The 16723-nt window shown below is 72.4% G+C and carries 18 protein-coding genes; 11 read left to right on the top strand and 7 right to left on the bottom strand.

Annotated elements, in window-relative coordinates; genetic code table 11:
- Positions 1-73 precede the first annotated feature (73 nt).
- The 5 genes from VSH64_RS02005 to VSH64_RS01985 all read left to right on the top strand — a co-directional run bounded on the left by VSH64_RS02005 (position 74) and on the right by VSH64_RS01985 (position 4333).
- Positions 74-826: an enoyl-CoA hydratase family protein gene (locus VSH64_RS02005; RefSeq protein WP_326833724.1), complete on the top strand. Its 753-nt coding sequence runs from the start codon at positions 74-76 to the stop codon at positions 824-826.
- Positions 823-1689, top strand: coding sequence for a CoA transferase subunit A (locus tag VSH64_RS02000; RefSeq protein WP_326833723.1), 867 nt, complete (start codon positions 823-825; stop codon positions 1687-1689). Before VSH64_RS02005 ends, VSH64_RS02000 begins: the two co-directional genes overlap by 4 nt.
- Positions 1690-1757: 68 nt before the next feature.
- Entirely contained in the window at positions 1758-2474 is a 717-nt protein-coding gene (locus tag VSH64_RS01995; RefSeq protein WP_326837878.1) for a CoA-transferase, read from the top strand.
- Positions 2471-3523, top strand: a complete 1053-nt coding sequence (locus VSH64_RS01990) for an NAD(P)H-dependent flavin oxidoreductase (RefSeq protein WP_326833722.1) — start codon at positions 2471-2473, stop codon at positions 3521-3523. The genes VSH64_RS01995 and VSH64_RS01990 overlap by 4 nt, the downstream gene beginning before the upstream one ends.
- 9 nt (positions 3524-3532) lie before the next feature.
- Entirely contained in the window at positions 3533-4333 is an 801-nt protein-coding gene (locus VSH64_RS01985; protein WP_326833721.1) for an alpha/beta fold hydrolase, read from the top strand.
- Between the two features lie 3 nt (positions 4334-4336).
- On the opposite strand, the gene VSH64_RS01980 is transcribed toward VSH64_RS01985, so the two are convergent.
- Together VSH64_RS01980 and VSH64_RS01975 are read right to left on the bottom strand one after the other, a co-directional pair.
- Positions 4337-4915: a VC0807 family protein gene (locus tag VSH64_RS01980; RefSeq protein WP_326833720.1), complete on the bottom strand. Its 579-nt coding sequence runs from the start codon at positions 4913-4915 to the stop codon at positions 4337-4339.
- Between the two features lie 110 nt (positions 4916-5025).
- Positions 5026-6234, bottom strand: a complete 1209-nt coding sequence (locus VSH64_RS01975; protein WP_326833719.1) for a low temperature requirement protein A — start codon at positions 6232-6234, stop codon at positions 5026-5028.
- Between the two features lie 75 nt (positions 6235-6309).
- Between VSH64_RS01975 and VSH64_RS01970 the strand changes: the two genes are divergently transcribed.
- The 5 genes from VSH64_RS01970 (at position 6310) to VSH64_RS01950 (ending at position 11142) form a co-directional block, all read left to right on the top strand.
- Entirely contained in the window at positions 6310-7440 is a 1131-nt protein-coding gene (locus tag VSH64_RS01970; RefSeq protein WP_326833718.1) for a sensor histidine kinase, read from the top strand.
- Entirely contained in the window at positions 7425-8084 is a 660-nt protein-coding gene (locus VSH64_RS01965; protein ID WP_326833717.1) for a response regulator transcription factor, read from the top strand. Before VSH64_RS01970 ends, VSH64_RS01965 begins: the two co-directional genes overlap by 16 nt.
- Before the next feature lie 20 nt (positions 8085-8104).
- Positions 8105-9082, top strand: a complete 978-nt coding sequence (locus VSH64_RS01960) for a prenyltransferase/squalene oxidase repeat-containing protein (protein WP_326833716.1) — start codon at positions 8105-8107, stop codon at positions 9080-9082.
- Positions 9079-9654, top strand: coding sequence for a carboxymuconolactone decarboxylase family protein (locus tag VSH64_RS01955; RefSeq protein ID WP_326833715.1), 576 nt, complete (start codon positions 9079-9081; stop codon positions 9652-9654). Before VSH64_RS01960 ends, VSH64_RS01955 begins: the two co-directional genes overlap by 4 nt.
- A gap of 96 nt (positions 9655-9750) precedes the next feature.
- Positions 9751-11142 carry a S53 family peptidase gene (locus VSH64_RS01950; RefSeq protein WP_326833714.1) on the top strand — a complete coding sequence of 464 codons (1392 nt, stop codon included), beginning with the start codon at positions 9751-9753 and terminating at the stop codon, positions 11140-11142.
- An 84-nt stretch (positions 11143-11226) separates the two neighbouring features.
- Here the strand turns inward: VSH64_RS01950 and VSH64_RS01945 are convergent, their stop codons facing one another.
- The 4 genes from VSH64_RS01945 to VSH64_RS01930 are packed head-to-tail and all read right to left on the bottom strand — an operon-like array spanning position 11227 to position 15263.
- On the bottom strand, positions 11227-12429 hold the full coding sequence (locus VSH64_RS01945) for a metal-dependent hydrolase family protein (protein WP_326833713.1): 1203 nt from the start codon (positions 12427-12429) through the stop codon (positions 11227-11229).
- On the bottom strand, positions 12426-13859 hold the full coding sequence (locus VSH64_RS01940) for a sodium:solute symporter family protein (protein ID WP_326833712.1): 1434 nt from the start codon (positions 13857-13859) through the stop codon (positions 12426-12428). The genes VSH64_RS01945 and VSH64_RS01940 overlap by 4 nt, the downstream gene beginning before the upstream one ends.
- Positions 13859-14059 carry a hypothetical protein gene (locus tag VSH64_RS01935; protein ID WP_326833711.1) on the bottom strand — a complete coding sequence of 67 codons (201 nt, stop codon included), beginning with the start codon at positions 14057-14059 and terminating at the stop codon, positions 13859-13861. The genes VSH64_RS01940 and VSH64_RS01935 overlap by 1 nt, the downstream gene beginning before the upstream one ends.
- A 4-nt stretch (positions 14060-14063) precedes the next feature.
- Positions 14064-15263: a M20 metallopeptidase family protein gene (locus VSH64_RS01930; protein ID WP_326833710.1), complete on the bottom strand. Its 1200-nt coding sequence runs from the start codon at positions 15261-15263 to the stop codon at positions 14064-14066.
- Between the two features lie 121 nt (positions 15264-15384).
- On the opposite strand from VSH64_RS01930, the gene VSH64_RS01925 reads away from it, so the two are divergent.
- Entirely contained in the window at positions 15385-16398 is a 1014-nt protein-coding gene (locus VSH64_RS01925; protein WP_326833709.1) for an Lrp/AsnC family transcriptional regulator, read from the top strand.
- Between the two features lie 129 nt (positions 16399-16527).
- Here VSH64_RS01925 and VSH64_RS01920 read toward each other — a convergent pair whose 3' ends face one another.
- Positions 16528-16704 (bottom strand): hypothetical protein, encoded by a 177-nt coding sequence (locus VSH64_RS01920; protein WP_326833708.1) that lies wholly within the window; start codon positions 16702-16704, stop codon positions 16528-16530.
- Positions 16705-16723: the final 19 nt, after the last annotated feature.

Raw genomic sequence — 16723 nt, 5'->3', positions numbered from 1 at the left:
CCTCCCGCTCCGTCGCCGTTGCCGTGCTAACGTACCAAGCAAGTGCTAGGTTCGTAACCCGTCAGAGGTGACCATGACCGTGTCCGCGCACTCCCCGGCGCCCGGCATCACCGTCGTCACGGTGGCCGCCCCGCCGGTCAACGCCCTCACCGCACAAGGCTGGTTCACCCTCGCCGAAGCCGTCACGAACGCCGGCCGCGACCCGGAAACCCACGTGGTGGTGCTGCGCGCGGAGGGCCGCGGCTTCAACGCCGGCGTGGACATCAAGGAGATCCAGCGCGACCCCGGACACACCGCGCTGATCGGCGCGAACGAAGGCTGCGCCGCCGCGTTCTCCGCCGTGTACGACTGCGCGGTGCCAGTGATCGCGGCCGTGCAGGGGTTCTGCCTCGGCGGTGGCGTCGGGCTCGTGGGCAACGCCGACGTGGTCGTGGCCAGCGAAGACGCGACGTTCGGCCTGCCCGAGGTCGACCGCGGCGCGCTCGGCGCCGCCACGCACCTCGCGCGGCTCGTGCCCCAGCACCTCATGCGCGCGCTGTACTACACGGCGGAAACGATCTCCGCGAAGCAGCTTCACCACCACGGTTCCGTGTACGCCGTCGTGCCCCGCGAAGAGCTCGACGCCACCGCGCTCGCCTTGGCCCGCCGCATCGCGGCTAAAGACCCGCGCGTGATCCGCGCGGCGAAGCAGGCCATCAACGGCATCGACGTGCAGCCCGTGCACCGCAGCTACCGCTTCGAACAGGGCTTCACCTTCCAGCTCAACCTCGCCGGCGTGTCCGGCACCGCCCGGCAGCAGTTCCTCGACGGAGGGGAAAAGCCTTGAGCGACAAGCGGATGACGGCCGACGAGGTGGTCGCCGAGCTGCGCGACGGCATGACCGTCGGCCTCGGCGGCTGGGGGTCGCGGCGCAAGCCGATGGCCCTCGTGCGCGCGATCCTGCGCTCGCCGCTCAAGGACCTCACGGTGGTGTCCTACGGCGGTCCCGACGTCGGCCTGCTCGCCGCCGCCGGCAAGATCTCGCGGCTCGTCTTCGGGTTCGTCACGCTCGACTCGATCCCGTACGACCCGTGGTTCGCCCGCGCGCGCGAGGCCGGCCGCGGGTTCGCGGTGACCGAGTACGACGAGGGCGTGCTCGGCACCGGCCTTTCCGCTGCGGCACAACGGCTCCCGTTCCTCCCGACCCGCGCCGGCCTCGGCTCCGCCGTGCTCACGCTCAACCCGCACCTGCGCACCATCCGATCCCCGTACGCCGACGGCGAAGAGCTCCTGGCCGTGCCCGCCTTGAAGCTCGACGCCGCCCTCGTGCACCTCAACCGCGCCGACGCCCGCGGCAACGCCCAGTACCTCGGCCCCGACCCGTACTTCGACGAGCTCTTCGCGCTCGCCGCCGAGCGCTGCTACGTCTCGGCCGAACGCCTCGTCCCCACCGCCGAACTCACCGAAACCGCGCCGGTGCAAAGCCTGCTGCTCACCCGCGCGAGCGTGCACGGCGTCGTCGAAACCCCGCACGGCGCCCACTTCACCAGCGCCGTGCCCGACTACGGCCGCGACGAGAACTTCCAACGCCACTACGCCGCCTCGGCCAAGGACCCCGACCGGTGGCCGGCTTTCGCCGACCGATTCCTCTCCGGCGACGAAGCCCAGTACCAACGCGAGGTCGCCCGCTTCGCCGAGGAGGCGGCATGAGCTCGGAATCGCGACAGCCTGCTCGTGCCGCTGACCGGGTGCGGGTGTCCCGCAAGACACCGGGCGGCATGACCGACGTGACCCGCGCCGACTACGCCGTGATCGCCTGCGCCGAGCTCTTCCGCGGCGCCGGCGAAATCGTCGCCAGCCCCATGGGGTTCATCCCGGCCCTGGGCGCGAAACTCGCCCGGCTGACCTTCGCACCCGACCTGCTGCTCACCGACGGCGAAGCCCACCTCGTCGACCGCGACGGCGTGATCGAAGGCTGGCAACCGTTCCGCAAAGTCCTCGACACCGTGGTCCCGCACGGAAAGCGGCACGTCGTGATGGGCGCGAACCAGCTCGACCGCGAAGGCAACCAGAACATCTCCGCCATCGGCCCGCACGCGAAGCCCACGAAGCAGCTTCTCGGCCTACGCGGCGGCCCCGGCAACACCGTGAACCACCGCACGAGCTACTGGGTGCCCCGCCACAGCCGCCGGGTCTTCGTCGACCGCGTCGACGTGGTGTCCGGCGTCGGCTACGCACCGGCGAATTCCCTGCCGTACCACGACGTGTACCGCGTGGTGACCAACCTCGGCGTGCTCGACTTCGGCGGCCCGGACCACGCACCCCGGCTGCTCTCGACCCATCCCGGCGTGTCCGTCGAAGAAGTGGAAGCAGCCACCTCCTTCCCCCTCGACACGTCCATCACCGAGCCGACGCGGCCGCCCACCGACGCCGAGCACCGGCTCATCCGCGAGGTCCTCGACCCGAAGTCCCTGCGTGGCCAGGAAGTCCCGTGAAGACGGCCCTGACCGACCTCGTCGGCGTGCGCCACCCCGTGGTGCAGACCGGCATGGGCTGGGTCGCCGGCCCGCGGCTCGTGTCCGCCACGGCCGAAGCCGGCGGCCTCGGCATCCTCGCCTCGGCCACGATGACCTACGACGAGCTGGCCGCCGCCCTCAAGGAAACCCGCGCCCGCACGGAAAACCCGTTCGGCGTGAACCTGCGGGCCGACGCCGAGGACGCCGCCCGGCGGGTCGACCTGCTCATCACCGAAGGCGTGCGCGTCGCGTCGTTCGCGCTGGCGCCGCGGCGGGAGCTGATCACCAAGCTCAAGGACCACGGCGTGGTCGTGCTCCCTTCGGTGGGCGCCGCTCGGCACGCGGAGAAGGTCGCGGAATGGGGCGCCGACGCCGTGGTGGTGCAGGGCGGCGAAGGCGGCGGCCACACCGGCGGCGTCGCCACGACGTTGCTGCTGCCCGCGGTGCTCGACGCCGTCGACATTCCCGTGGTGGCCGCGGGCGGCTTCTTCGACGGCCGCGGCCTGGCCGCCGCGCTCGCCTACGGCGCGGCCGGGATCGCCATGGGCACCCGCTTCCTGCTCACGCGCGAAAGCACCGTGCCCGACGGCGTGAAGCAGCGTTACCTCGACCACGACCTCACCGGCACCCTGGTCACCCGCAAGGTCGACGGCCTGCCCCACCGCGTGCTGCGCACCGGGCTCGTCGACGCGCTGGAGAAGTCCGGGCCGCTGTCCGGCTTCGTCCGGGCCGCGGGCAACGCCGCGCGCTTCCGGCGGCTGAGCGGACTTTCCTGGACCGCGCTCGCCCGCGAAGGCCTGCGGTCGCGCCGCGGCGGGCGCACACGGGCGCAGGTGCTGATGGCCGCGAACACCCCGATGCTGCTGCGCGCGGGCCTCGTCGACGGCGATCCGGCGGCCGGGGTGCTGGCGTCGGGGCAGGTCGTCGGGCTGCTGCACGACCTGCCGTCGGTGGCGGGCCTGATCGAGGAGATCGTGGCCGACGCGGAGGCGATCCTGCGCCGCCTCGGCGACGGCGGTTGTGCTTGACTTCAAGGCATGATCTCGGAAAGCCGCTGCCCGGTCGCGGAGGGCGAGCTCGCCGTCCGCACCGGTGGCGAGGGCCCGATGCTGCTGCTCATCCCCGGGGGCACCGGGGGCGCGGACGCGCTGCGCGCGCTGGCCAAGAACCTGCAGGCCGACCACACCGTGGTCACCTATGACCGGCGCGGCCACTTCGCCAGCACCGACACCACCTCGGGCCCGGTGCCCGTTTCGCGCCACGCGGACGACACGCTCGCGGTGCTCGACCACGTCGGCGCCGGCCCGATCCCCGTGTTCGGCACCAGCGCCGGCGCGCTCATCGGCCTCGACCTCGCCGCGCGCCACCCCGACCGGGTGTCGGTGCTCGTGGCGCACGAACCGCCCGCGGTGCAGCTGATGCCCGACGCCACCGGCTGGCTCGAGGCCGTGAACGACCAGGTGCGGCTGGCCCGTTCGGGTGATCTGATGGGCGCCTTCACGCGCTTCACCGACGGTATCGCCGGAGCCGCGCTGCCCGACCTGCCCAACCTGCGGCTGCCGCACGAGGCCGATTGGCAGCGCCTGTTCGACCGCGAGCTGGCCGAGTTCTTCGACTACCTGCCCGACCTGCGGGCCCTGCGCCGCGCGAGCACCGAGATCGTGCCCGTCGCGGGCGAAGGCAGCCGCGGCCGGTACCACTACCAGCCGGCGAAGATCCTCGCGCTGGAGCTGGGCCTGCCGTTCGTCGAGGTGCCCGGCGCGCACCTGGCGCCCCAGCGCAACGTGCCGAAGTTCGCGGTCGCGTTGCGCGAGCTGATCAGCACCGCGCAGGCCTGAGCCTCACGCCGCGCGCACCCGGTTGCGGTAGACGAACGCCGCGATCAGGCCGGCGGCGATCACGGCCCAGCCGATGGGCTTGCCGACGGCCAGGTACGTGGTGGTGGGCAGGGAAACCGCCAACGCCAGCAGCACGGCCGCGTGGAGCACGAGCACCCCGCCGATCAACGCGGTGAGCACGGTGAGCGCGCGCCGGGACACGGACTTGCCCTGCCGCGCGCCGCCGAAGCGGTGGACCACGAGCAGCAGCGGCTTCCCGATCGCCGCCGAGCCGATCAGGACCAGGCCCAGCGGGCCGGTGAGCACGGCGTCCTGGAGTTTCACCACGAGCTCGTTGCCGCCGGTCAGGCCCAGCAGCGCGAGCATCACCACGAAGCCGACCACGGCCACGACCCCGATCGGGTCCAGGCGCCGCCGGACGGCGAACTCGCCCACCGTCACGAGCAGCGGGATGGCCGCGGAGATCGCGAGCGCCACCACTTCGCTGCCCACGACCGGGTTCAGGATCAGGTACACGACCAGTGGCACCGCGATGTTCAGCACGAGGCTCGGCAGCAGGCGGCGCATCAGTTCGGGTTTCATGAGCGGGTTCCTCCCTTTCGACGACCCGCTCAGCGTGGCTTGCGCGACGGCTCCCCCGCGTCGGCGCCAGGGTGGGAAATCCTTCTCCACCCGTGGGTCCACGCGGGGGTTTACGCCGGGTTTTGCGCCGACGCGCCCCGCCGGCGCACCAGCCCCGCCCCGACGGCCACGATCAGCAGCCACAGGATCACCACGGGACCCAGCCGCTCGCCCGCCAGCCCGAGCGCCACCGGGATCGCGAGGCCCGGGATCACCGTCGTCACGGCCCACCGCACCCCGCGGCCCGCCGCCAGCCCGGCCAGCGACCCGATCAGCGCCAACGCCGCGACGATGCCGCACAGCAGCCAGCGCGTGCCCGCTTCGAGATGGCCTTCGGACACAGACTCGACGGCGTCGCCGAGACCACCCGCGAACGCGGCCAGCAAGCCAGCGACCAGCGCGTGCAGGGGCAGCAGCAGGCGGGGGCCGAGCGCGTCGGCCGCCAGGTACGGGATGCCGCCGAAGCCCTGGTTGAGCGAGGTGCCCCAGAGCGTTGCGAGCAGGCCCAGCGCAGCGATCACGGTCCAGAACAGCCGCGCGTGCCACTCCGGGGTCGAGGCCATCGCGTCGATGACCGCGAGCACGCCTTCGCCGAGCACGATGATCGTGAACAGGCCCAGCCGTTCGCCGAAGTGCACCGTGTCGAGGCGCGCGAGAGTCGGCCGCTGCACCGGGCCGTCACGGTGCGCGAGCTTCGCGGTGACGTTGGCGACCAGCCGATCGCCCGAAACGGCGAACGTGATCACCAGGTCGAGCGCCAGCCCGAGCGCCCACAGCCCGTAGCGCCACGGCGATTCGACCCAGATCGACGCGATCCACGGGAAGACCCCGAAGCCCAGCTGCGCCACCGGCCAGTCGACGATCACCTTCACCCCGGCCCGCCGGCTCTCCCACACGCGGTCGGCCAGGGCGCGCACGGCGACGTAGGCGACCGCGAACACCTTCGCGTGCGTGCCGTGGATGTCCTCGACCGACGCGGCCATGAACGCGAGCCCCGCCATCGCCAACAGCACGGGCAGGGTGCGGGCGGCGCCTTTCGCGACGTTGCCGTAGACGGTGAAGCACATCCACGCCGTCCAGAAGGCCAGGAAGCACACCACGTACAGCCCGACGTCCGCCCACGAGGTGCTGCCGTGCACCAGGTGCGCGAGCTGCGCGACGCCGGCCACGGCCACCAGGTCGAAGAACAGCTCCAGCCAGGAAGCGTGCCGTTCCTCGCTCTTGTCGGACGCGATTGGCGAGCGCGGCGGCGGTTCGGTCGGCGGCGTCGGCGAAGTCATGGCGGTCAGTATGGCGGCCGGACTTACACCCGGGGGTTGACGACTTCAGCGCGTCTCGCGGATAGCGTCGGCGGGGTGTCCGAACCACCCGTGAACAGCAGCGTGCACCGTTGGCGGCACGCGGGGGCGTTGCTCGTCCTGGTCCTGCTCACGTGGCTCGCGGCCCGCTCGGAGCCGCGCCCGGCGTTGCACGGGCCAGGGCTCGGCGTGCTGCTCGGCCTGCTGGGCGCGCTGCTGGGCGGGGTGGTGCTGCTGCGCGTCGAACCGCGGCGGCGCGCGCCCGCGGTGCTGGAGACCGCGGCGTTCCTCGTGGTGCTGGCCAGCTCGGTCACGCTGGTGTGGCTCGAACCGAACGGCGCCGGGTTCTTCGGCGGGTTCCTGCTGGCCAGCGTGGCGTCGGCCCGGCTGAGCACGCGCGTCGGCACGGTGGTGACGGGCGTGGTCGTGGTGGCGCTCGTGGCCGCGAGCCTGCTGGGGGCGCGCCACGAGGTCGTGCCCACGCTGCTCAGCGCGCTCGGCACGCTCGCGTTCCACCGCCTCAGCCTCTACACGCGCCGGCTCAAGGAACGCACGGAAGAGCTCGAGCAGACCCGCGCGGCCCAGGTCCAGGCCGCGGCGCTGGCCGAGCGGCAACGGCTCGCGCGCGAGATGCACGACGTGCTCGCGCATTCGCTGTCCGGCCTGCTGCTGCACCTCGAAGGCGCCCGGCTGCTGTCCGTCCACAGTGGAGCCGACCCGCGGCTGACCGACACCGTGGTGCGCGCCCACCAGCTCGCGCAGAGCGGGCTCGCCGAGGCGCGCCAGGCGATCGGCGCGCTGCGCGGTGAGGACCTGCCGGGACCGGAGCGGCTGCCGGTGCTGGCGGCGGAGTTCGAACGCGACACCGGGATCCCGTGTGCGGTCAGCGTTTCCGGGCCCACGCCGGAGCTGGCCGCGCAGACGAGGCTCACCCTGTACCGGGTGGCGCAGGAAGCCCTCACGAACGTGCGCAAACACGCCGCCGCCGAGCGCGTGGACCTGCGCCTGACCTACGAACCGGACGGCACGATGCTCACCGTCGAAGATCGCGGCGGCCCGGCCGCGCCGCCCGGCGACAGCGGCTATGGCGTGAGCGGCATGCGCGAACGCGCCGAACTGCTCGGCGGCCGACTCGACGCCGCGCCCACCGGCACCGGCTTCCGCGTGAGCCTGTGGGCGCCGGCGTGATCCGCGTGCTGGTGGCCGACGACCAGCGGGTGGTACGCGACGGCCTCTCGATGCTGCTCGGACTGCTGCCGGGCGTCGAGGTCGTGGGCACCGCCGCCGACGGCGACCAGGCGGCCGAGCTGGCCGCGCGGCTGACGCCGGACGTCGTGCTGATGGACCTGCGCATGCCCCGCTGCGACGGCATCGAAGCCACGCGCCGCATCCGCGCCCACGACCACACGGTGCAGGTGATCGCCCTGACCACCTACGCCGACGACCGCTCCGTGCTCGACGCCCTGCAGGCCGGCGCCCGCGGCTACCTCACCAAGGACTCCGGCGCCGACGACATCCGCGCCGCGCTGAGCCAGGTGACGCAGGGTGCCGCGGTGATCGATCCGGCGGTGCAGCACCACCTCGTGGACGCGCTGGCGTCCGGTGTGCCGCGGGTGGCCTCGTCCTCCGCGCCCGACGGCTTGACGCCGCGCGAGGTGGACGTGCTGACGTTGATCGCCGACGGCTTGTCGAACACCGAGATCGCTCAGCGGCTCTTCGTCGCCGATGCCACGGTGAAGAGCCACATCAACCGCATCCTCGGCAAGATCGGCGCGCGCGACCGGGCGCAGGCTGTCGGGTACGCCTACCGCCACGGGCTGACTTCGGGGTGATCGCCGCCTAGAGTCGGCCCATGGCTGAGGTGCTCGCGTGGCTGCTCGACTCCGACCCGGCGCTGCGCTGGCAGGTCGAACGCGACCTGGCGGGCGCGCCACCCGACGTCTGGGAGGCGACCCGCGCCCGCGTCGCCACGGAGGGCTTCGGCGCGCGGCTGCTCGCCCTGCAGGACCCGGACGGCCAGTGGGCCGGCGGCGCGTTCTTCCCGCGCGAGTTCCAGGGCTCGCCGGAAGACGGCCAGCCTTGGACGGCGACCACGTGGTCCCTCAACGCCCTGCGCGACTGGGGCGTCGACGCGTCGGTGCTCGACGGCACGGCGGAGTTGCTGGCGCGCAACAGTCGTTGGGAATACGACAACCTGCCGTACTGGGACGGTGAGGTCGACGTCTGCATCAACTCGTGGACGCTGTCCAACGGCTTGTGGCTCGGTGCCGATGTCGACGGGATCGCCCGGTGGTTCGTGGAGCACCGGTTGGCCGACGGTGGGTGGAACTGCGAGTGGGTCGAGGGCGCGCAGCGGTCGTCCGTGCACTCGACGTTGAACGCGCTGAAGGCTTTGCTGGACTACGGGAAGTCCGGCGGCTCGGTCGGCTCGGTTCGCTCCGCTCGCCGCGCGGGCGAAGAATACCTGTTGTCCCGCAACCTCTACCGCCGCTTGTCGACGGGCGAGCCGATCGCACCGTGGGCGCTGAACTTCAGCTACCCCTTCCGCTGGTTCTACGACGTCCTCAACGCCGCCGACTACTTCCGCGCCGCCGCCCTGTTCGACGGCACCACCCCCGACCCGCGAATGGCCGACGCCATCGACGTCATCCGCACCGCCCGCCGACCCGACGGCACCTGGCTGCAATCGCGCCGCCACCCCGGCGAGGTCTGGTTCGAAATCGACGCCGCGGCGGGCGAACCGTCGAAGTGGCTCACCTTCCACGCCACGCGCGTGCTGGACTGGTGGGACTGTCACACCGGGACGGACGCGCGCACACTGGCTCGATGAGACACTCCTTCCTCACCGATCCTCCCCCGGACCTGGCCGTCGACGCGGTGTACGGCGACGACCTCGGCTCCGACGGGTACGTCAACAACCTCACGCGCGTGTGGGCCTGGCGGCCCGACGTGCTCGCCGCGTTCACCGAACTGCGCGCGACGCTCATGGGTTCCTCGAGCCTGTCCGATCGCGAGGCGGCGGTTCTGGTGGCCACCACCGCCGCCACCCGCGGCGACTCCTACTGCGCCCTCGCCTGGGGCGCACGCCTGGCCGGCCTCACCGACGACACCACCGCGGCAGCCGTGCTGCGCGGCGAGCCGGCACCGCTGTCCGCCCGCGAATCGGCCCTCGCGGCCTGGGCCCGCAACGTACTCGCCGACCCGAACGCCACGACCGCCACCGACGTGGCCACCCTGCGCACCGCCGGTCTGAACGACCGCGAAATCTTCGAAGCCACCACCTGGATCGCCCTGCGCCTGGCCTTCGCCACCGTCAACGACGCCCTCGGCGCGCCACCCGACCCCGAGCTGCGCGCGAAAGTCCCCGCCGCGGTGCGGGCTGCCGTCACCTTCGGCAGGTGACCGTTCACTCGTGCGGGTGCGAGGACCCGTCCGCCCCTGCCGCACCCCGTGAGGCGGTGTAGGCCTGAAAAGGTCGCCGCCGAAGGGGAGTTGGGCATGAAGCTGGGTCGGGCGCTCGTGCTGGCCGTGATAGTCGCCGTTCCGCCGGCCGCGCCGGCCGCGGCCACCCCGCCGGACGTGGCGACGGCGCAGGTCGCGCAGGCCGTGCGCGCGGGGACGCTGGGCCAGGACCACGGCGTCGAGGACTCGTGCACCGGCGTCGTGCAGGGGCATCAGGTGGATCTCGGCTGCCTGGCGAACGTCGTCACCCGCGACAAGACCACCGCCGAGCCCCTCACCACGCCCGCGCCGGCCGGGTTCGCACCCGCTGATCTCGCGCGGGCCTACCACCTGCCGGACGCGAGTGTCGGCGAGCGGGGCATGGTGACGATCGTCGGGATCGGCGCGTACCCGACGCTGGAGGCCGACCTCACCACCTACCGCAGCCAGTTCGGCCTGCCCGCGTGCACCACGGCCAACGGGTGCCTCAAGATCACCGACTACCACGGCGGCCCCGCGCTCAAGCCCGTCGACGGGCTCGGCGAGATCGAGGAGGCCTACGCCACCGAGACCGCGCTCGACGTCGACCTCGCCTCCGCCGCGTGCCCGATGTGCCGCATCACCATGGTGCAGATCCCGATGGACGTCGGGCGCCTGCTCAACGCCGTGCTGCTGCAGCTGCCCGGCCAGCTCGCCGACGACTTCGGCACGGCCGTGAGCTACGCGGCGAGCCTGCGGTCGAGCGCCGTCAGCATGAGTTACGGCGTGCCCACCGGGCTGCAGGGCGACTACCTCGGCACGGGCGCGCCGGCCGTGGCGTTGCACCACCCGGGCATGGCCGTGGTGGCCGCGTCGGGCGACAAGGGCTATCTCGGCGGGCCGCAGCTGTGGCCGCAGGAGCTGCCGTGGGTGACGTCCGTGGGCGGCACGTCGCTGAGCGGAACCGACGGTTCGTTCGTGCAGAAGGCCTGGGGCAGTCTCTTCACCCCGCACGGCGAGCAGCAGCAGCGCTGGGTCGGCGCCGGCAGCGGCTGTGCGCTCGACCTCGGGCCCGCGGTGGGCCAGCCCGCCGCCATCGCCGCCAACTGTTCGGGCCACCGCGCGGGCTCCGACGTGTCCGCGGTCGCCGACCCGCTCACCGGCGTGGCCGTCTACCGCTCCTACGCGCCGAACAACGGCAAAGCCGGCTGGCTCGTCGTCGGAGGCACCAGCGCCGCCTCGCCGTTCGTCGCCGGCCTCTACGCCCGGGCCGGGAACCTGTCCCAGGTGGACGGTCCGAACACCTTGTACCGCGCCCCTTCCGGCACGATCGCCGACGTCTCCTCCGGCTCCAACGCCCAGCACGGCGCCGCGGACTGCGCGCAGTTCAAGCCCGTCGTCTGCTCCGCCGGCCCGGGGTGGGACGGCCCGACGGGGCTCGGCGTGCCGGTGGGCCTCGGCGCGTTCTAGCTCGCACCCCGAATCACCGTTCAGGCCCGGCCAAGCCCCTGACCCGGCCTACCGACGCCCCCAGGACCAACCTCCCCACGGCCGTCACACCGCCCGAACCCCGTCCTGCCACACCTCCCGCACGTTCCCCGCCAACCCACCGAAGTCATACGGATCCCCCGCCACCACCACGACATCCGCGCGATACCCCGGCTCCAACCGCCCCAGCTGCCCGTCCATCCCGAGCAACCGGGCCGCCGACGACGTGGTAGCCACCAGCACGTCCGCCGGGCTCATGCCGCACGACCGCATCAGCTCGAGCTCCTCCAGGTTCGTCCCGTGGGGACCGACTCCGCTGTCCGTGCCCATCGCGATGCGCACGCCCGCGGCAACGGCCCGGCGCACCGAATCCGCATGAACCTCCGCGACCTCCTTCGCCTTCTGCACCACGGCATCCGGCAGCGAAGCACCCGCAGCCGCCGCGCGGATCACGTTCACCGGTGCCACCAGGGTCGGCACGAGCCAGGTGCCGCGGGCCAGCATGAGCTCGATGGCCTCGTCGTCGAGGTAGATGCCGTGCTCGATGGAGCGAATCCCGGCGCGCACGGCGTTCTTGATGCCCTCCGCCCCCTGCGCGTGGGCCATCACCGCGCGGCCCTGCATCTGGGCCTCCGTGACGAGCACGTCGAGCTCTTCGAGCGTGAACTGCGAATGCCGCGGGTCGTCGCGCGGGGACAGGACGCCGCCCGTGGTGCAGACCTTCAGCACGTCCGCACCGGCCCGCAGTAAAGTCCGGGCCACGCGGCGCATCTCGTCGGGGCCGTCGGCCGTGGCGTCGGGGCGGCCGGGGTGGGGCAGCGAGAGCGGCAGGCAGTGGCCCGACGGCATCCAGCCGTCGCCGTGGCCGCCGGTGGGGCTGATCAGGCCGATGGCGATCTCCAGCCGCGGCCCGGGGATGAGGCCGTCGGCCACGGCCTGCTTGATGCCGAGGTCGGCGCCGGCCGCGTCGCGCACGGTCGTGATGCCGAGCTTGAGCGTGGTCCACAGGTTCCGCGCCGCCTCGTAGAACTGGTAGGAAAACGGCTTCTGCACGCGGGGCAGCAATCCGAGGTCCGACACGGTCACGTGCACGTGGCAGTCGAACAGGCCGGGCAGCAGCGTCGCGCCGGTGCAGTCGACCGAGCGGTCGCCGTCGAGGCCGGTGCCGACCTCGACGATCCGGCCGTCCTCCACCACCACGTCGGCCGGCGCGGGCGCACTGCCCGTGCCGTCGAACACCGAGCCGCCGCTGAACACCGTGCGGGTCATACCGGTTCTCCTGTCTTCACGGGAACACCGGGCCGCGACACGGCCCGCTCGATCACGGTGGCCAGGGCGAGCACCACGACGTTGGCCGCGAGCCCGATCAGGCCGACGTTCACGGTGCCGGCGAACTTCGGGTCGAAGAACGTCAGCCAGATCACCACGATCTCGCCGGCGATCAGGCCGGCCAGCACCGGCCCCTTGCCCACCGGCACCTTCTTGAGGAAGCCCAGCAGGTTGGCCGGCGCGAGCTGCACCGAGCCGGAATACGTGAGCAGCAGCAGGTTCGCGAGCAGATCGGGCCGGAAGATGCCGAGCACCAACGCCACGGCGCTCGCGAGCACGACCGTGCCGTGGTTGATCCAGAACTGCTTGCGCTCCCCGCGCACCCGCGCGATGTTGCGCGCCACGAGCGAGGAGATGCCGATGAGGATGCCGGCGGCGGGCACCATCGCCGTGGCCGTGGCCGCGACGACCACGAGCCCGGTGACCCAGCCCGGCAGCGCGTCCTTGCTCAGCGTCAGCAGCACGCCGTTGGGGTCGCTGGTCTTGTTCACCACGAGGATCGCGGCGAACCCGATGATCATCGGCAGCAGCAGGCACAGCTCGTAGATCGGCATCCACGTGTAGTTGCGCCGCAGCACCTTCGGGTCGCGCGCGGCCATCAGCGCCGGCCACGAGTGCGGCAGCGTCATCAGGCCGACGCCGATCGCGCTCACCAGCATGCTCGTGATGAACCACGTGTGGTCGTTGCTGCCGGCGTGGATGAACAGCTTCTCCGGGTGCAGCTGCTCGATCTTGTGGAACACGCCGGACACGCCGCCGGCGAAGTGCGCGGGCACCGCGATGATCAGCACCACGAGGACCACCAGCATGATCGCGTCCTTGAAGTACGACGTCGCCGCGACACCCCGCAGCCCGGCCCACAGCACGAACGCCACGATCAGCACGCTGCCGAGCACCATGCTCAGGTTGCCCGACGCCGCGTCGCCGGTCACGAGCCGCACGATCAGGCCGAGGCCGGTGATCTGCAACTGCAGGTACGGCAGCACGAAGATCACGCCGAGCACGGCCGAGAGCGTGCCGAGGAACTTGCTGGAGAAGCGGTCCTCCAGGAAATCGCCCTGCGTGAGGTAGCCGCGCTCCTTGCCCATCCGCCACAGCCGTTTGGCCAGGAAGAACAGGACCACGTAGGCGATCGGCACGTACGGCAGCGCGTACATGGCCGCGACGCCGCCGGAGAACGCGAGCCCGGCCATGCCGAGGAAGGTGAAGGTGGTGAACACCTCGCCGGCCTGCAGGAACCACATCGTGAGCGCGCCGAACTTGCGCCCGCCCACGGTCCACTCGCTCAGGTCGGCCGCGGGCTTGCGCCGGCCGACGAAGCCGAGCACGCCGATGAGCACGATGCCGACGAGGGTGAAGGTGAGGATCATCAGTCGTCACCCGCCCCCGCGCGCGCCATCAGGCGCTCGCTCAGCAGCAGGGCCGGGGTGAACATGAGGCACCAGAACGCGCCCCACACCAGCATTTTCGGCAGGCCGAGCCACAACCCCGTGGAGTTGACGAACGGCAGGAACGGCATGAGGACCAGCGCGATCACCGGGATGATCGGCGGCAGGTGGTAGCTGCGCATGTGATCACGCTGCCAGCACGGCGAGCTGTCGGCACGCCAGCTCGGCGAGCAGGGTCGCGCCGTCGGCGAGCACGGCGTCGTCGAACGCCGCGCGCGGCGAGTGGTTGCCCGGCGCGGTGGTCGGGTCCGCCGAGGTCGACGCGCCGAGGAACACGAACGCCCCCGGCACCTTCGCGAGCACCCGCGAGAAGTCCTCCGACCCGGTCATCGGCTGCGCCAGCAGCTGGAACCGCTCCTCGCCGAAGACCTCGCGCACGGTGTCGGCGATGAACTCGTGGCCCGACTCGTGGTTCACGGTCACGGGGTACTCGGCGTCGTAGGTGATCTCGACGTCCACGCCGTGCGCCGCGGCAACGCCCTCGCACACGCGCACGACCTGCGTGCGCAGGCGCTCGCGCACCTCCGGGTCGAACGAGCGCACGGTCGCCTCGAACACGGCGTCGTCCGGGATCACGTTGCGGCGCGTGCCCGCGTGGAAGCTGCCGACGGTGAGCACCGCCGGCTCGAACGCGCCGAAACCGCGGGTCATCCGGGTCTGCAGCGCCGACACCATCTCGCACGCCGCCGGGATCGGGTCGTTCGCCAGCTCCGGCGCCGACCCGTGGCCACCGGCACCGACCACCCGCACCTTCACCGCGTCGGACGCGGCCATCAGTGGTCCAGGCCGGCAGGTGAACAGGCCCCGGGCGTGCGTAGAGGAAGAGACGTGCAGGCCGTAGGCGGCGTCGACCTGACGGCCGGACGCGGTGAGCACACCCTCGTCGATCATGTAGCTCGCGCCGTCGCAGCCTTCCTCACCGGGCTGGAACATGAACACGACGTCGCCGGCCAGCTGTTCACGCCGGCACACGAGCAGCTGCGCGGCGCCGACGAGCCCGGCCGTGTGCAGGTCGTGGCCGCAGGCGTGCATCGCACCTTCGAGCTCGGAGGAGAAGTCCTCGCCCGACGCTTCGGTCACGGGCAGCGCGTCCATGTCACCGCGCAGCAGCACGGTGCCGCCGGGGCCGCCGCCGCCGCGCAGCACCGCGGTCACCGAGGACAGGTCGCGGCCGAGCGTGATCTCGAGGCCGAGGCCGTCGAGGGCGTGCAGCACTTTTTCCTGCGTGCGCGGCAGGTCGAGGCCGATCTCGGGGGTGCGGTGCAGGGAACGGCGGAGCGCCACCAGGTCAGGGCGGAGCGCTGCGGCGTCGGAGCGCAAGGACATGGGTCTCCCTCGCTGGATCATCGACATATGCTGGCCCGAAGATGATGCGAGTGTCGAACGCTCCTGCCGGCCGGATCGCAGGAATCCGCCAAATCGACGCCACCGTGACGAAGGATCGGCCATGTTGAGCGAGAGCGACCTCAAACTCCTCGACGCGCTGCAGACCCGGCCGCGCGCGTCGTGGTCGGTGCTGGGCCAGGCGCTGGGCATCGGCGCCGTCACCGTCGCGCGGCGCTGGGAGACGCTGGTGGAGCGCGGGCAGGCGTGGCTCACCGCGTACCCGGGCGGTGAGCTGGTGGCGCAGCTGGCGCTGGCGTTCGTGGAGATCGACTGCGCGCCCGGTTCGGCCCTGGCGATCGCCCGCCACCTGGCCACCGATCCGCACGTGGCGACGGTCGAGTACCTGGCCGGCCACTGCGACCTGCACATCCACCTGGTCGCGCCGTCGCTGCGCGCGATCTCGGACTACGTGCTGCACCGGCTCTCGGCGTTGCCGGGAGTCACGGCGACCCGCACGGTGGTGTCGCCGCGGCTGTTCACCGAAGGCAGCCGGTGGCGGGTCCGCGCCATCTCGCCGGGCGAACGCGAGGCGCTGGTGTCCCCTTCCGCGCGGACGTCCGGACCACTGCGCTTCGGCGAGCTCGACCGTGCGCTGATCCTGGCGCTCGGCGAGGACGCCCGTGCGTCGGCCGCTTCGCTCGCGCTGCGGCTGGGGGTCGGCGCGAGCACCGTCCGCCGCCGGCTCGAGGCACTGCTCGCCCGCGGCGCGGTGCGGCTGCGCTGCGAAATCGCGCGCCCGCTGTCCCCCGCGCCCGTCACGGCGATGCTCTGGCTCCGCGTGCCGCCCGACAAGCTGGAGACGACCGCGCGCTCGCTGGCCATGCTGCCGGAGGTGCGGATGTGCGCGGCGATCAGCGGCTCGGCGAACCTGATGCTGGTGGTGTGGCTGGCTTCGCCGCACGACGCGTTGGCGCTGGAGAGCTCGCTGGCGGCCAAGCTGCCGTGGCTGGAGATCGTGGACCGCGCCGTCACGTTGCGAGCGGTGAAGCTCATGGGCCACCTGCTCGACGACGACGGCCTCGCCGCCGGCCACCGGCCGCTCGACTTCTGGTCCCCGGTGCGGACACACCTCTGACCGGCCCGGCGGCGCGCGGGGGGATGTGGGAGGGAAGCGCGCCGTCGAGCCGGTCAGGGAACCCGGCCCGGCGAGTGGGGGGTGGGTGAAGGAGAGGGAACCTCGCCGGTCCGGAGCTTGTGGGGAGGGTCAGCCGGTTTCCGTGGTGGACGCCGGGGGCACCGGCAACACGCCGGAGAAGCGCCCGGAACCGGCCCTTCCGCCGCGCTCACGCCACGGCAACTCGGCCGCGGTGTCGTGTGCCGAACCCGCCGGATCCTCGCGGCCGTCCCGGTCGGAATCCTCGGCGTGGTATGGGAAATTCATGACTGCTCCTGAGTCTTTC

Source organism: Amycolatopsis rhabdoformis, assembly GCF_035918295.1.
In the GTDB taxonomy this organism is placed as follows: domain Bacteria; phylum Actinomycetota; class Actinomycetes; order Mycobacteriales; family Pseudonocardiaceae; genus Amycolatopsis; species Amycolatopsis rhabdoformis.
The sequence above is the reverse complement of the archived record's forward strand: the minus strand, read 5'-3'. Positions and strand labels throughout refer to the sequence as shown.

Bases quoted from the DNA above. Each gene is read 5' to 3' on its own strand.
- VSH64_RS01975 (WP_326833719.1), bottom strand. From the start codon at position 6,234: ATGACTTCGCCGACGCCGCCGACCGAACCGCCGCCGCGCTCGCCAATC.
- VSH64_RS01945 (WP_326833713.1), bottom strand. From the start codon at position 12,429: ATGACCCGCACGGTGTTCAGCGGCGGCTCGGTGTTCGACGGCACGGGC.
- VSH64_RS01955 (WP_326833715.1), top strand. From the start codon at position 9,079: ATGAGACACTCCTTCCTCACCGATCCTCCCCCGGACCTGGCCGTCGAC.
- VSH64_RS01930 (WP_326833710.1), bottom strand. From the start codon at position 15,263: ATGTCCTTGCGCTCCGACGCCGCAGCGCTCCGCCCTGACCTGGTGGCG.
- VSH64_RS01960 (WP_326833716.1), top strand. From the start codon at position 8,105: ATGGCTGAGGTGCTCGCGTGGCTGCTCGACTCCGACCCGGCGCTGCGC.
- VSH64_RS01980 (WP_326833720.1), bottom strand. From the start codon at position 4,915: ATGAAACCCGAACTGATGCGCCGCCTGCTGCCGAGCCTCGTGCTGAAC.
- VSH64_RS01985 (WP_326833721.1), top strand. From the start codon at position 3,533: ATGATCTCGGAAAGCCGCTGCCCGGTCGCGGAGGGCGAGCTCGCCGTC.
- VSH64_RS02005 (WP_326833724.1), top strand. From the start codon at position 74: ATGACCGTGTCCGCGCACTCCCCGGCGCCCGGCATCACCGTCGTCACG.
- VSH64_RS01920 (WP_326833708.1), bottom strand. From the start codon at position 16,704: ATGAATTTCCCATACCACGCCGAGGATTCCGACCGGGACGGCCGCGAG.
- VSH64_RS01940 (WP_326833712.1), bottom strand. From the start codon at position 13,859: ATGATCCTCACCTTCACCCTCGTCGGCATCGTGCTCATCGGCGTGCTC.
- VSH64_RS01950 (WP_326833714.1), top strand. From the start codon at position 9,751: ATGAAGCTGGGTCGGGCGCTCGTGCTGGCCGTGATAGTCGCCGTTCCG.
- VSH64_RS01925 (WP_326833709.1), top strand. From the start codon at position 15,385: ATGTTGAGCGAGAGCGACCTCAAACTCCTCGACGCGCTGCAGACCCGG.
- VSH64_RS01935 (WP_326833711.1), bottom strand. From the start codon at position 14,059: ATGCGCAGCTACCACCTGCCGCCGATCATCCCGGTGATCGCGCTGGTC.
- VSH64_RS01995 (WP_326837878.1), top strand. From the start codon at position 1,758: ATGACCGACGTGACCCGCGCCGACTACGCCGTGATCGCCTGCGCCGAG.